Annotated in this window: 11 protein-coding genes and 1 pseudogene; 6 read left to right on the top strand and 6 right to left on the bottom strand. The window is 66.1% G+C overall.

Annotation, left to right across the window (positions count from 1 at the left end):
* The 3 genes from ACT3UF_RS08155 (at position 1) to ACT3UF_RS08145 (ending at position 3,227) form a co-directional block, all read left to right on the top strand.
* Complete coding sequence (locus tag ACT3UF_RS08155) at positions 1-990, top strand: siderophore-interacting protein (RefSeq protein WP_193107403.1); 990 nt, start codon at positions 1-3, stop codon at positions 988-990.
* 247 nt (positions 991-1,237) lie between these two features.
* On the top strand, positions 1,238-1,531 hold the full coding sequence (locus tag ACT3UF_RS08150) for a hypothetical protein (RefSeq protein ID WP_193107404.1): 294 nt from the start codon (positions 1,238-1,240) through the stop codon (positions 1,529-1,531).
* 293 nt (positions 1,532-1,824) lie between these two features.
* Positions 1,825-3,227, top strand: a protein-coding gene (locus ACT3UF_RS08145) for an IS3 family transposase (RefSeq protein WP_420866756.1) whose coding sequence is annotated in 2 segments (ribosomal slippage) — positions 1,825-2,188 and positions 2,188-3,227 — 1,404 coding nt in all. Because the reading frame shifts where the segments join, the coding sequence is not laid out codon by codon here.
* Between the two features lie 144 nt (positions 3,228-3,371).
* Here ACT3UF_RS08145 and ACT3UF_RS08140 read toward each other — a convergent pair.
* On the bottom strand, positions 3,372-3,572 hold the full coding sequence (locus ACT3UF_RS08140) for a hypothetical protein (protein ID WP_193119512.1): 201 nt from the start codon (positions 3,570-3,572) through the stop codon (positions 3,372-3,374).
* A 456-nt stretch (positions 3,573-4,028) separates the two neighbouring features.
* Here ACT3UF_RS08140 and ACT3UF_RS08135 point away from each other — a divergent pair, with 456 nt between their 5' ends.
* The gene (locus tag ACT3UF_RS08135) at positions 4,029-5,171 is read left to right on the top strand and encodes an AAA family ATPase (protein WP_193107454.1); all 1,143 of its coding nucleotides are present in this window, start codon (positions 4,029-4,031) and stop codon (positions 5,169-5,171) included.
* Between the two features lie 273 nt (positions 5,172-5,444).
* Here ACT3UF_RS08135 and ACT3UF_RS08130 read toward each other — a convergent pair whose 3' ends face one another.
* Both ACT3UF_RS08130 and ACT3UF_RS08125 read right to left on the bottom strand, forming a co-directional pair.
* Positions 5,445-6,857: an IS1380 family transposase gene (locus tag ACT3UF_RS08130; RefSeq protein ID WP_444502887.1), complete on the bottom strand. Its 1,413-nt coding sequence runs from the start codon at positions 6,855-6,857 to the stop codon at positions 5,445-5,447.
* Positions 6,858-7,033: 176 nt separating this feature from the next.
* Entirely contained in the window at positions 7,034-7,990 is a 957-nt protein-coding gene (locus ACT3UF_RS08125) for a DUF6414 family protein (protein ID WP_444502774.1), read from the bottom strand.
* An 82-nt stretch (positions 7,991-8,072) separates the two neighbouring features.
* Between ACT3UF_RS08125 and ACT3UF_RS08120 the strand changes: the two genes are divergently transcribed.
* Positions 8,073-9,227, top strand: a complete 1,155-nt coding sequence (locus ACT3UF_RS08120) for a type IIL restriction-modification enzyme MmeI (RefSeq protein WP_444592664.1) — start codon at positions 8,073-8,075, stop codon at positions 9,225-9,227.
* 377 nt (positions 9,228-9,604) lie between these two features.
* Positions 9,605-10,909, top strand: a complete 1,305-nt coding sequence (locus tag ACT3UF_RS08115) for an IS256 family transposase (protein ID WP_301470347.1) — start codon at positions 9,605-9,607, stop codon at positions 10,907-10,909.
* Between the two features lie 262 nt (positions 10,910-11,171).
* Here the strand turns inward: ACT3UF_RS08115 and ACT3UF_RS08110 are convergent, their stop codons facing one another.
* From ACT3UF_RS08110 to ACT3UF_RS08100, 3 genes and pseudogenes are all read right to left on the bottom strand, one after another.
* Positions 11,172-12,458, bottom strand: a complete 1,287-nt coding sequence (locus ACT3UF_RS08110) for an ISL3 family transposase (protein ID WP_073884858.1) — start codon at positions 12,456-12,458, stop codon at positions 11,172-11,174.
* Positions 12,459-12,501: 43 nt separating this feature from the next.
* The gene (locus ACT3UF_RS08105; protein WP_444608252.1) at positions 12,502-12,921 is read right to left on the bottom strand and encodes a VanZ family protein; all 420 of its coding nucleotides are present in this window, start codon (positions 12,919-12,921) and stop codon (positions 12,502-12,504) included.
* Between the two features lie 90 nt (positions 12,922-13,011).
* Positions 13,012-13,560: pseudogene (locus ACT3UF_RS08100) on the bottom strand (sugar transferase); the annotation flags it as partial.
* Positions 13,561-13,596: the final 36 nt, after the last annotated feature.

Below are 13,596 nucleotides of genomic sequence, written 5' to 3'. Positions count from 1 at the left end.
ATGCCACGCCCGACGGCTACCGCGTTCGAGGCCGAGGTCACCGCGATCGAGGACCTCAGTCACTCCTTCCGCCGAGTCACGCTCAGTGGCGCCGGGATGGAGGGCTTTGGCATCGAACATCACCCCCAAGACCTCCGCTTCAAATTGATCATCCCGCCCGGCGACGGCGCCCCAACGTTCGATCTCCCCTCGTTCCTCGCCAACCACGAGGATCCTTCGCTGTCCTGGTACCAGGCGTGGCTACAGCTCGACGAGGACGTGCGTGGATCCATGCGCACCTACACCGTGCGGGAGTGGCGCGACGCCGAGCGTGAACTGATCGTCGACATGGTCCTGCACACCAGCGAAGCCAGCGATGGGGGTCCTGCGAGCAACTGGGCCACCGCAGCGGAGATCGGTAGCCGCCTGCACGTGATCGGACCCGCTCGAGATGTGCCCCGAGGTCGAGGTGGCATCGAGTTCGATCCCGGCACGGCCCGTCACCTCCTGCTCGCCGGTGACGAGACCGCCGTCCCGGCCATCGCCTCGATCCTCGAGTCCCTCACCCAGCCCCCATTCGCCGCAGAAACCCTCACCGGACACGTGATCCTCGAAGTCCCGCACGCCGGAGACATCCTCACGCTCGACGTCCCCGCCGGCATGGAGGTGACCTGGCTCGTTCGAGGTGAACGCGACCACGGTGACCTCATGCGCGCAGCCGTCCGCGAGACCGTCCAGCCCGCTCCCGATAGCGACGCCCAGGCAGTTGACCTCGACGACATCGATATCGACGCGACCATCCTGTGGGACGTCCCTCGGGCCCTGAGCGGCGCAGCCCGCAACAGCGGGACCGACACTCCCCAGGGTGAGCGCCCGTTCTACGCCTGGATCGCTGGTGAAGCCGCCGCCGTCAAAGATATCCGGCGCTACCTTGTCCAGGACATCGGGATTGACCGCCGCCAGGTCGCATTCATGGGCTACTGGCGAAAAGGCCGCGCCGAGGGTTCCTAACCCACCCCAGGAGGAATAAGCGCATGGGGAGGCGCCGTGGGTGCAGCAACAGGGGCGCCTACCGCTGTTTCGCAGTTCTCGGAGCGATGGGGGGGGTGACTCGGGGTCCGGCTCTCCTGATCGCCGCGCGTAGTGCTCGGCCCGTCGGACGCGGAGCCAACCGCAACGCCTCTCATACACTCAATGACGTCCCATCTGGCCAAATAGGGGTACGCAGGATAGGCCGACCACAGCGAGAGGACACCTAGTGAGCACGCCGAGTGAGCGCCTCGAGGCAGAAATCTGGCTCGAGGCAAACTCCCCCGAGGTGGCGCCGGAGGCGAAAGACAGGTTCTTCGCCGCAGTGCATGAGTACTACACCCAGTACCCCACCGCCGACCGCAGGCCCGACATAGCCGCGATCCTCCGCGAGGATGACGAGGCGTTCACACTGATCCTCCGCGCCGTCCTATCCGAGGACGCATCTCGGGCACCTGCTGCCGAGGACGTCCCCGCGGTCCCCAGCGCGAGCTATTCACACATCGGTGCTGAATCGCCCTAACGACCGTTGCCGTTGGCGACCCTCCGTAGTCGTTCGGCGTCTCAACCTGCCAGAGGTACCCCTGCAGAGAAAGGTAACGGTGGATGATCACGGACGATCACTAACCAGCGCCACTCGAGCGACCCGTCCTCCCACCGTGCCGACCCCACCACTCGGAGTATCCCTGCGTGTCAGGGTGAGTTGAGACCAGTGGTTCATAGCAAGTCCGCCTTCGCAGGGCGAGATCAGGAACGACCCCGATGAGCATCTCGACTCTCTCCACGCTGCCGTCGTCGACCCGCGATGATGGGTCCATGAGCAGTTCGCATCCCCGCGCCGATGGTCCGCGCCGTCGCCGGTTCACGCCCGAGCAGAAGCTCGCCCACCTGGCCGCCTACGAGGAGGCCTGCGAGCAGCAGCAAGGCGGTGCCTACCTGCGCCGCGAGGGCCTGTATTCCTCGTTGATCACCGAGTGGCGGCGGCTGCGCGATGCCGGCGTGCTGCAGGGCAAACAGCCCGGGCAGGCGATCGGCCGGCCCAGCAAGGAGCAGGCCGAGATCGCCCGGTTGCGGCGCGAGCTGGAGACGACCCAGCAGCGCCTGGATCGCACCGAGACCGCGCTGGAGATCATGGGAAAAGCACGCGCGCTCTTGGAGGACATCTCCGAGAGCGCGGATACCGAGACCAAGCGCAACAAGCGCTGATGAACGCCTACACCGACCTCACCGTCCAGGGGACACCCACCCGGGCCGCGTCGGTCTTGACCGGCATCTCGCGGGCGACAGCCAGTCGCCGGCAGCAGCGCCCGGGGCCACCCGTGCCGCGGGAGGTGGTGCCGGCCAACCGGCTCTCGCGCACCGAACGGGCGAGGGTGCTTGCGGTGCTGACCAGCGACGAGTTCGTCGATGCCACCCCGATACAGATCTTCGCCGAGTTGCTGGACCGTGGGATCTACCTGTGCTCGGTCTCCACGATGTATCGGGTACTGCGGGAGAACACCCTGGTCACAGAGCGTCGCAGGCAGGCCAGGCATCCGGCGAGGGCGATCCCCGAGCTGGTCGCCACGGCACCTGGGCAGGTCTATTCCTGGGACATCACCAAGCTGCCTGGCCCGGTCCGGGGCGTCTACTACGACGCCTACGTGATGATCGATATCTACTCCCGCTACCTCGTCGGCGTCCACGTCCACGCCCGCGAGTCCGGGCCCCTGGCCGAGGAGATGATGCGCGAGGTGTTCGCCATCCACGGCATCCCCGAGGTGGTCCACGCCGACCGCGGCACCTCGATGACCTCGAAGACCGTCGCGACGCTGCTCGCCGATCTGGAGGTCACCCGCTCGCACTCGCGCCCGAAGGTCTCCAACGACAACCCCTACTCCGAGGCCTGGTTCAAGACGCTGAAGTACGCCCCGGTCTTCCCCGACCGATTCGGCTCTCTCAGCGATGCCAGGGCGTTCATGGACGCGTTCCGCGACCGCTACAACCACGAGCACCACCACGGCGGTCTGGGCCTGCACACGCCGGCGGAGGTTCACTACGGCCTCGCCGCCGCGAAGGCCGCCGACCGCGCCGACGTCCTCAACACCGCCCGGAACGCCCACCCCGAACGGTTCAGCACCCCAACTGCCGTCCCGAAGATCCTCACGCTGCCCGACGCAGCCTGGATCAACAAGCCCGCCAACCACGACGACCAGCAGGCCTACCAGACCGCCGCCTGACTCCCACTGGCCTCATTCACCTTGACAAATTCCGTATGCGCAGCATGGCGGGTGGAGGTGAGCCGCAGGGTCAGGTTCCCCTTCATGGGGTGCACGGATCGCGCCCCCGCACTCCCCCGACAACGTCTACGGGTGTCGCCGCCATTACGGCCCCACAGGCGTGGGTGCGTGCAACTCGGTGCTTGTGAGGCCAACCTCGGCGAGGGCCGCCCCCAGGGTTATGAACGGAAACGGGCCGACCGTCACTTCATCCCGGGCGCTGGTGCAGGTGATCCATGCGCCCTCGGCGTTCGTGGTAATCGTGAGCGCGTCACCATCGCGGTCAGTGAACTCGCTGATGATCATGGATCCTCCGGGCAGCGCTCATAGATTCGAGCAGGTGTCATAAGGGCGGCGGCGAAACTCCACCACCCTGGTCGCCGACCATCGACCTGCCAGTTCGGGGCGAACCACCATTCGGATTGCGACAAAATCTGCCGACTCCCGGCAGCGCGAGGCCGCCCGGAGCATTAGGACCCCTCACGGCCAGCGGGGCGTCAGGACCGTGCTCGGCGTACTGTCCCGGAAGGGTCGACAACCTACCTATCGGTGCACGCCTTCGTGCAACGCGTCGGAACGTCAGAGCCAGAATCGCGGCCATGAAAACGCCGAGCGACCCATGGTTCGAGAACGATGCGCCGACGCAGTCAATGCCGCGTCGCCACCAGGGTGGCGTCTGACCGGCGCGCGAGACTAGTGTTGCCACGACCCGGCAGCCTTTTGATCCCTTTGCATTCGAGCGTATTCCTTTATACTCTTTGGATGTTGCGAAACTTGTTCAGGCCATCGTTCGGCACCTACCCCCACCTCCTGGTAGGCCGCGATCAGCTGCTCGACGAATTCGAGGACACCTTCGACGGGCTCCTCGATCCCGCCGGTCTGACGATCCTCCTGTCCGGGCAGCGAGGGATGGGAAAGACCGTGCTGCTCGACTCATACCGGCGAGCCGCTGAGACCGCAGGCTGGCTGGTCATCACCGAGAGCTCCAGCAACGGGCTCCTCGAGCGCCTCACCCGAGACCACCTCCCGCGCCTGCTCCAGAAGCACTCCGACAAGTTGCCGTCGCAGCTCGAGTCCGCGAGTGGCACCATCGGTCCCCTCGGAGGCGGTGCGTCCTGGACCGAGCGCTACCCCGCTGAGTCCACCCTCCGCTCCCAGATCACCGAGCTCACCGATGCCCTCCAGCCCTCCGGTCGAGGCCTCGTGATCACGATCGACGAGGTCCAGGCCACCGATATCGAAGATCTCCGCAAGCTAGGCGAGATCATCCAGTACGGCCGTCGAGAGGAACGACTGCTCGCTTTCGCGGCCGCGGGGCTCTCCACTCCCATCGAGGAACTCCTCGACCATCCCGGGGCGACGTTCCTGCGCCGCGCAGAGCACCACCCCATCGGCCGCGTGAGCCGCGCTGATGTTCGAGCCGCCCTCGCGGGAACGATCGCCGATAGTGGCCGCGAGATCGACATTCAAGCCCTCGACGTCGCAGCTGACGCCGTCGACGGATACCCGTTCATGATCCAGCTGGTGGGCTACCACGCCCTCAAAGCCCACCAGACCGCCGACACCGTGACTCCCGAGGACGTGACCGCCGGGATCACAGCCGCCCAACGGCGCCTCGGCCGACACGTCCATACCCCCGCCCTGCGGCCGCTATCGAGCGTTGATCGCACATACCTGCTCGCCATGGCCCAAGACAACGGCCCATCCCGCACCGGGAAGATCGCTGAGCGCATGGGCGTGAGCGCCCAATACGCCGGCGAGTACCGCCGACGGCTCATCCGCGACGGCATCATCGAAGCCGCTGGCCACGGACAAGTCCGCTTCACCATCCCCTACACCGCCGACCACCTACGCGAGCACGCCGCCCACAACGCCCTGGAAGGCCTCACCGACGAGGACGCCTGACCCATCCCAGCCAGCCTCCCCTCCCATGGTGCGAAGAGACCCTCAAAAACCCGCTGAACTGCAACCGACCAGGAAGATCGCATAACTTCTAATATGAGCACTAGCCTCGATGTTTCATCGGGTTGGTGAGCGGGGGCGTTCGGCGTCGTTGCCGGCGTTCAGCTGCTGATTCTGGCATGCGGGCGTGACAGGTCGGCGCAGTGTCCGTTGCGGGCGGTCGGGTTCCACTCCCGAGAAGGTGCTGGGGGTCGTAGGGACGGGTGGGCTCGCTACTCAGTTCTGCGCGACGGCGGTGCGGAGCCGGTTGACGCCGGTCAGGACCTTCACGGCTTCGGGTGCGTGCTGGGCGAGGTGGAGGACCTTGTGCCGGCAGCGGCGCACCAGGGTCGCAGGGACCTCGAACAACCGCGCGCGAAGCCGTTTGGGCTCCCACTTCCTGGCGTCGTCACTGGTGAAGGCGATGGTCTGCATCCAGGCAACAAGCTCGGAGGCGAGCTGGACGACCTGGCACCAGATCTGGTTCTGCGTGAAGGACTGCAGCGGAAACTTCATCAGGCCCGTGTCTTTGGCGTTGCGGATCCGGTCCTCGCACCGGGCGCGGCGGCGGTGCCGCAGCTCGAGGACGGGCAGCTGTCCGCGTGGGGTGTTGGTCGCGAACGCGGTGATGCGCATCCCCTCGTGATCGGTGATCCGCAGCTGCGCTCCGGGATGGGGACGTTCCTTCCGCACGATCACCCGCATCCCGCCTGGCCAGCCGGAAAGGTCCAGCAGCCCGGTCAGTTCCGCCACGAACGCGCCCTCACGGACCCCGTCATCGTCACTGTCATAGGCGGGAGTCCACGCCTTCGCCTCGTCGAGACGTTCCAGCACGCCAGGAGTGTTTGCGGGGAGGGAGAACCCGACCGAGTAGGCCAGACGCCGCGTGGTCAGCCACTGGATGAAGTCCTTGGTGCCGCCGGCTCCATCGGTGCGGATCAGGATCTTCTTCGAGCCCCGCCCGCCAGAGGAGAGCAGTCCGGACGGCAGCTGGGCGAGAGCCTGACGGGTCACGGCGATGTGGTCGCTGGCCGTGTTCGAGCCTGCGTTGCCGGGCCGGAGGTGGATCGCGAGAGGTTCTCCGGTCCCGGTCTGGCCGTGGTCGAGGAAGGCGCAGAGGGGGTGGTAGCCGAAGCCGCGTTTGAACGTCGGTGCGGCCTGCTCCTTCTCGCTGTGGACATTGATCAGGGTGGCGTCGAGGTCGATGACCAGCGGGTTCTTCGCACTGGTCTTCGCGGCTGGAGAGTGGTCGCCGGCGAAAGTCCAGGCTCGTTCACGCGCGGCCCGGCGGGCCCGAGAGATCGCCTCGATCACGGCGGGTGCGTCCTGGGCGAGCGTGGTGAGCATGCGGGAGATCGTCGGCGTCGAGGCGACGTCGCCGAACAGGCCCGGTTCACACCGCAGCAGGTCAGTGTCGCGGGCGACTTCCCCGCCCACCGCGAGCGTCATGGCGAGATCCAGCAGCACCTTCGACCCGTGATGCTCGGCCAGCGGCTTCGTCCACGGCGTCAACGCTTCCCGCAGTGAAGCGGCCAGGCCGGTGGCGTGGATCGTGTCGGTCAGCAGCACCGCACCGGCGTGCGAGACCGCCGGGACCTCAGCGATGTCCACGCGCGGACGAGGGTAGTAGAACAAGGTAGGGTGGGACACCTGAAAGGTGCTCCTTCCAGCGGATGAATGCGAGTCTCGACAACCCGTATTATCCCTGGCCAGGAGCGCCTTTCGCTATCTGGTCCACCCTCCAAGACCGCGCCCCCGTGAAATCTCGAGGCTAGATTATGTCCGCATCGGAACACTCCCAGCCCACCCATCGGTGGGTCAGGGTCTTAGAAGATCGCGACCGCGTCAACGATGACGGCAGGGCCCTCGATGTAGTAGCTCGCCTCCCCCAACTCCCATGTGGGGTCGAACTGCGGAATGAGCGATTCCGTGAGGTCATCCATGTGAGTGCGCAGCATCGTCCGCATGGTGCGTTCCCACCCGTGCAGAGTCCACTTCTCGGTCGATATGAATCCATCGGTGGGATCGTCCCCGACGAACTCTCTGACGACGCCGACTACCGTGACCTCGCCCTCCACAGAGTCGGTGGCGGCGGCGCCGGCGCCGATGAAGTGACGAGGCTCGCAGTTGACGTACACACTCCACGGGGCGTCGTCACCATCGAGCTCCAGCTTGAACAGGGTCGGGATTTCGGGAATCTGGTTGCGTAGGTAGACCGCTTTGAGGATCTCCTTGGCCTGCGTTGGGACGTCTTCGGCGTCAGCGTCTGCTTCCGGCTCGTCTTCGTCTAAGCTCTCGTCGTCAGTCTTATCGCGAGAGCGTTTCGAGAAGAGTTCATCGATGTCGACGTCCTCGCGCTGCACGAGCTGGAGGACGACGTTCATCATCTTCCCGACCGAACTAACCGGGCTCAGCTTCATAGTGCCCGCCAACTCGACGAGCTGGTCTCGGCTGGCCACCCATCGCTCATCCCCGTCCCCCGGACGAGGGAGCACCGTCAGGGCGGCCTGCTCTTCGGCCTCCATGGAATCGAGGACCTTGCTGAAGGTTGACTTCTCTCCGACCTCGAGGACGTAGGCACTCTGCAGCTCGACGCTGTCACCCAGCTGCCCTTCAAGACCCACAGGAAGACCGACCGCCTGGAGACCCAGCTTCGCTCCTCCACTGCGAGTCGTGCTGGTTCGGGCCACGACCTCAACACGATGCGGGATCTCAATGTCGTGATAGTCGGCGTGATCGTAGAAGTCGGTACGGTTAAGGTACTGAGGATTACGTAGCGGCATGCCTCAGTGTCTCAGCGAGACGTGACAGTCGAGCACACGAGAACGCGGCTACCGGGTGGGCCGACCTGGGATCATGTTTCCCATGAGTCAGAAGCCCCTCGTGCTGTCCGATATCCGCTCCCGAGCTGGTGCCTTCGTGGCGCAGTGGAGAGAGGCCGAGGGGTACGAGCGCGGCGAGGCGCAGTCGTTCGTACGCGATCTGCTACGGGTCTTCGGGATCACCCGCTCCACGGCGGCGGTGTACGAGAAGCGTGCGCAGCGTGCCTCCACGGGCGGGCAGGGGTACATCGACGCACTGATCTCGGGGACCGCACTGGTCGAGATGAAGTCCGCGGGCTCTGATCTGGTCAAGGCTGAGGCGCAGGCGCTGGACTACATCGAGTCGCTCACCGAGCATGAGCGCCCGGATTTCGTGATCACCAGTGATTTCCGCAGGTTCCGGCTACTGGATCTCTCGGTCGAGGCCGGCGAGGACGGGCTGCTCGAGTTCGGGCTCGAGGAGCTGCCGGCGCACGTGGAGGATCTGATGTTCCTGGCCGGCTACCGGCGCGCGAAGTTCGGCTCGGCCGAGCAGGAGGCCGCGTCGATCAAGGCGGCGCAGCTGATGGCCCAGCTGTACGAGCACCTGGAGTCCACCGGCTACGACGAGCACCAGGCGTCGATCTTCCTGATCCGCACCCTGTTCTGCCTGTACGCCGACGACTCCGGTCTGTGGGAACGGGACCTGTTCTCCCGCTACATCGAAGAGCGCACCAGCGAGGACGGCTCCGACCTCGGCGCCCAGCTCGCCACCCTCTACCAGGCCCTGAACAAGCCAGAGGACAAACGCTACGGGCGCGAGGACGACCTGATCATGGCGTTCCCCTACGTCAACGGCTCCGTATTCGGCGAGCCCGTCGACATCCCCTACTTCGACCGTGCCTCCCGCGAGCTGCTGCTGCAGGCCGCGTACTTCAACTGGTCCAGCATCTCTCCGGCGATCTTCGGTTCCCTGTTCCAGGCCGTGAAGTCCAAGAAGGCTCGCCGCAAGCTGGGTGAGCATTACACGACCGAGACGAACATCCTCAAGCTCATCAAGCCCTTGTTCCTCGACGAGCTCGAAGAGCGCTTCACCAAGGCCTACGCCAAGAAGCGGGAGCTGGAGAAGCTGCTCGACCACTTGGGGTCGCTGACGTTCTTCGATCCTGCCTTTATGCGCAAGTCGGATGTCTCACGAGACATTGGAGCAGCCGCATAACCTGCTCGCGGCGATGAAGCTTGACTAGAGCGTCGGCACGGCCTTCCTCAACCTGGACGACTACCTCGCGCCTACGGCGAGCCCACCCAAGCGCGCCTCAGTCCACACTTTGCTCCGAAGGCACTGACGCATCATCAAGCGCCGCTGCGACGGCGGCGAACTCCTCAAGCGCAGCGGTAAGGTCCTCGACGATCTCGCGGGCGATTACCTCGGGTGCTGGCAGATGGTCGAGGTTTTCGAGAGGAATGATCAGAACCTGTGGATGAGTCTCGGCGGGGTGGCGTGCAAGGGGCGCACCTTCCCGAGGCTGATCTACAAGGAACGAAGACTCTGATCAAGAACCGGCGTTGACGCGCTGGTTCGGGAAGGTACGCCCGATGCTCAAGATAGTCCCCGACGATTCCGACTCCAACCAGGCCGGGCCGAACCCGCCCGGCGAGTCGATGCTCGATGCGATCGCTCGCGACGGTGCCCGGCAGATGCTCGCGGCCGCGTTGCAGGCCGAGGTCGCCGCCTACGTCGACGCCTCGGCGGACGAGGTCGACGACAACGGCCACCGGCTGGTGGTGCGCAACGGGTACCACGCCACCCGCGAGGTGACCACCGCGGCCGGTGCAGTACCGGTCCGTGCCCCACGGGTCAACGACAAGCGCACCGACGAGGCTACGGGTGAGCGGAAGCGGTTCGCCTCGGCGATCCTGCCCGCCTGGGCGCGCAAGTCCCCGCAGGTGGCCGAGGTGCTGCCACTGTTGTACCTGCACGGCCTCTCGTCCAGCGACTTCGCCCCGGCGCTGGAGCAGTTCCTCGGCTCAGCCGCGGGCCTGTCACCGGCAACGATTACCCGCCTGACCGGCCAGTGGCAGGGCGAGGCGGCCGCGTTCAACACCCGGTCGCTGGCCGACACCGACTACGTCTACGTCTGGGTCGACGGGATCCACCTCAAGGTCCGCCTGAACCAGGACAAGATCTGCCTGCTGGTAATGATCGGCGTGCGCGCCGACGGCACCAAGGAGCTGATCACCCTCGATGACGGCCACCGCGAAAGCACCGAGTCGTGGGCCGACCTCCTGCGCGACTGCAAACGTCGCGGGATGGCCGCCCCCGTGCTCGCGATCGGGGACGGCGCACTGGGGTTCTGGTCCGCCCTCCGCGACGTCTTCCCGACCACCCGGGAACAGCGCTGCTGGTTCCACAAGATCGCCAATGTGCTCAACGCCCTGCCCAAGTCGGCCCAGCCGGGGGCGAAGAAGGCACTGGCCGAGATCTGGCAGGCCGAGGATCGTGAGCACGCTGAGGCTGCCGCGGCGGTCTTCGCCGACGAGTACGGGGCCAAGTGGCCCAAGGCCGCCGCGAAGGTCACCGACGACCTCGACGTACTGCTGGAGTTCTACGCCTACCCCGCCGAGCACTGGATCCACCTGCGCACCACCAACCCCATCGAGTCGACGTTCGCCACCGTCCGGCTGCGCCAGCGTGTCACGAAAGGGCCCGGGTCTCGCGCCGCTGGGATCGCGATGGCATTCAAGCTCATCGAGTCCGCCCAGACCCGCTGGCGCGCCGTGAACGCACCCCACCTCGTCGCACTCGTCCGCGCCGGAGCGATATTCGAGAAAGGACAACTCGTCGAACGCCGCGACCACTCCGACACCCTCGAATCAGGGCCGGATCAGCGAGTCGCCTGAAACTTCTCATCCGCAGATCGTGACACAATCTCACCCTCCTGAGAGGGTCCGACTGGATCTGCGATCCGAACCCTCTCATTGGCACCCTCTAGGCTATAGCAACTGCAACTGCAGGAGTTCACAATCGCTATTCATGATGCGACTCTTCTGAATCCGTGCCACCTTCTTCTCGCTGATCACGAAAAGCCGTAGCAACAGCCACCGTTAGGGCGATAACCGGCTCTTCGCGGTTCGTGGTGAATGACCCTGCTGTGGCGGGTATTCACGCTACGGTTCTCGCGGCGCTGGTGAGCAGGATACGCGTCCGGTAGTTCTCCGCGTTGCGGAATCCGCGGCCGGTGCGTTTGATGTTCTTGATGCCGGTGTTGCCCGCTTCGACCTTCGCGGTGGTTGCGCCGGTGACGATGAGGACCTCGATGGCGTCCCACCAGGTCACGACGGTGTCGTAGAGCTTCGTGGCCTCGGGCATGTTCGCGATCTGGACGAAGTAGCCCATCCGCATCCGCTCCTGCCAGGCCTGGGCGAGAGTGTCGGTGGCCAGCAGGCGTCGGAGCTGCTCCTTGATGCCCCAGGAGGCCGAGAGCTCGTCGGTGGGGTCGTCGGTGCGGAACACCCTCTCCAACCGCTCCCACGCCCTCGGGGTCAGGGTGTCGCCGCCGCGCAGCAGCAGCATCCGGTGGGCCCAGGCCGGGTCGTCCTTGCGGCCCCGACGACCGCGATGGGTGCGGGCCAGGCGCTGCCTGACGGTGGTGACCATGTCGTTCCCGAGCTTGACCAGGTGGAACTTGTCGACCGAGACCGCGGCGCGAGGCAGCCAGGTCCGCAGCGCCTTGCGGAACGCGGCCGAGGGATCGATCGCGACGATCTCGATCCGCTCCCGCCACTGCTCAGAGCGCTGCGCGAGCCAATCCCCGACGGCCCTGGAGTCCCGGCCGTCGACGATGCCGAGGACCTGCCCGGTGGCCAGGTCGACCAGCGTCGTCATCCACGGCTCGAACCGTCTCCAAGCGCCCTCGTCGGTGCGGAACCAGCGCACTGACCGGTAGCGGTGCTCATCGACCCCCAGACGCCTGACCCGCACGTCGTCGACGTCAGGCAGGACCACTGCGGCGGCGCTGAGGGCGGCCTGGACCAGCCACCACGAGACGCCGTGGGCCCGGGCCACCTCGGAGGCTGCACGGCCGGAACGGATCACGGCAGAGACGACCTGGTCCCGCAGTCGGGTCGTCGAGCGTGCGTATCGCGGGATCTGCTCGGTGGCCTCGGCGAACGTGCCCCGGGCACAGGCCGGCTCCAGACAGAACCAGCGCCGCTTGGCCCACACCACCACCGCTGCGCCAGCGACGGGAACGTCCCGGACCTGCTGTGACCGGCGGGAATGGACCTTCGTCGCCAGCACGCCGCAGGACGGACAGCCCGGCGGGACGGTCGAGGCGATCACCACCCGCCGGCCCCCGTCGGGCAGGTCGACGGCATCGATGACGCGGTAATTGGGCAAGTTGAAGATCGTGCTCGCAGCATCACGCTGCGAACCAGTACTCTCGTGCACAGGCTCGTGGTCCTCTGAGATTCGGATGTCTTGACAACACCCATCACAGCAGGACCACGAGCCGTTCTACGTCAACGACGCGACGCTCCCCATCACCACGAACCGGGAAGAGCCACGTAACCCCCAGTGCAGCACCGAGCGTATTGGTGAGCACGTCCACCACGGTGGCATCCCGTGTGCCGATCGCGGCCTGATAGGTCTCCACCGCCGAGCTCATCGCTGCTCCCAGCAGGATCCACCACCAGGTGGGCACCAGGACGGCCAGGGCAGCGAAGAACGGGATGAACAGCAGCACGTTCATCGCGTCTGCGAACATCTCCGGGGTGATGACCCCGGTCAGCCCCAGCGGCTTGGTGACCGTGATCCAGATGCGCACGTTCAGGCGGTTAATCGCCCAGCCGTCCGTAGTGAGCAGGATGGATCCGGCCGCGAGCGGGTACAGCAGGATGATCAGTACGGCCACCAGCCGCAGGGCGGTCCGCCCTCGGCGCGGGCCGGCACCTCGCGAACCAGAGGGGTGCCCCGGCGGTGCCGGGCTGCGGGCCACCACAGTTCAGTACGCGCCGCGGGCGGCCAGCACGGCCTTCACCGTGCGGCCCAGGATCTGCAGGTCCTGAGTGAAGGACCAGTTGTCCACGTAGTACGTGTCCAGCCGCACCGTGTCCTCCCAGGACAGCTCGCTGCGACCGGAGACCTGCCACAGCCCGGTGATGCCCGGGCGCACTGCGAGCCGCCGATGAGCGTCGGTGTCGTATCCGGAGACCTCGTGCGGCAGGGCAGGGCGCGGACCCACCAGGCTCATGTCGCCGCGCAGCACGTTCCACAGCTGCGGCAGCTCGTCCAGCGAGTACCGGCGCAGCACGTGACCGGACTTGGTGATGCGCGGATAGTTCGACATCTTGAACATCACGGCGTTGCCGCGGTCCTGCTGCTCCTTGTTCATGTGCGCCAGGCGCTGCTCGGCATCGGGCACCATAGACCGGAACTTCAGAAAGCTGAACGGCTCCCCTTCCCGGCCCACGCGCTGCTGCTGGAAGATGACCGGGCCACCATCGGCGGCTTTGACGGCAATCGCGATGACGGCCAGCACCGGCGAGAGCACCGGGGCCTACCCCCGGTTCGTGGACACGGGGGTTGT

The organism is Brachybacterium sp. AOP24-D1-21 (assembly GCF_052378665.1).
GTDB lineage: Bacteria > Actinomycetota > Actinomycetes > Actinomycetales > Dermabacteraceae > Brachybacterium.
This window is presented reverse-complemented; position numbering and strand designations above follow the sequence as displayed.

Coding starts and splice junctions, on each gene's coding strand:
- ACT3UF_RS08155 (WP_193107403.1), top strand. CDS start 1: ATGCCACGCCCGACGGCTACCGCGTTCGAGGCCGAGGTCACCGCGATC.
- ACT3UF_RS08125 (WP_444502774.1), bottom strand. CDS start 7,990: ATGCCGCTACGTAATCCTCAGTACCTTAACCGTACCGACTTCTACGAT.
- ACT3UF_RS08120 (WP_444592664.1), top strand. CDS start 8,073: ATGAGTCAGAAGCCCCTCGTGCTGTCCGATATCCGCTCCCGAGCTGGT.
- ACT3UF_RS08115 (WP_301470347.1), top strand. CDS start 9,605: ATGCTCAAGATAGTCCCCGACGATTCCGACTCCAACCAGGCCGGGCCG.
- ACT3UF_RS08140 (WP_193119512.1), bottom strand. CDS start 3,572: ATGATCATCAGCGAGTTCACTGACCGCGATGGTGACGCGCTCACGATT.
- ACT3UF_RS08135 (WP_193107454.1), top strand. CDS start 4,029: ATGTTGCGAAACTTGTTCAGGCCATCGTTCGGCACCTACCCCCACCTC.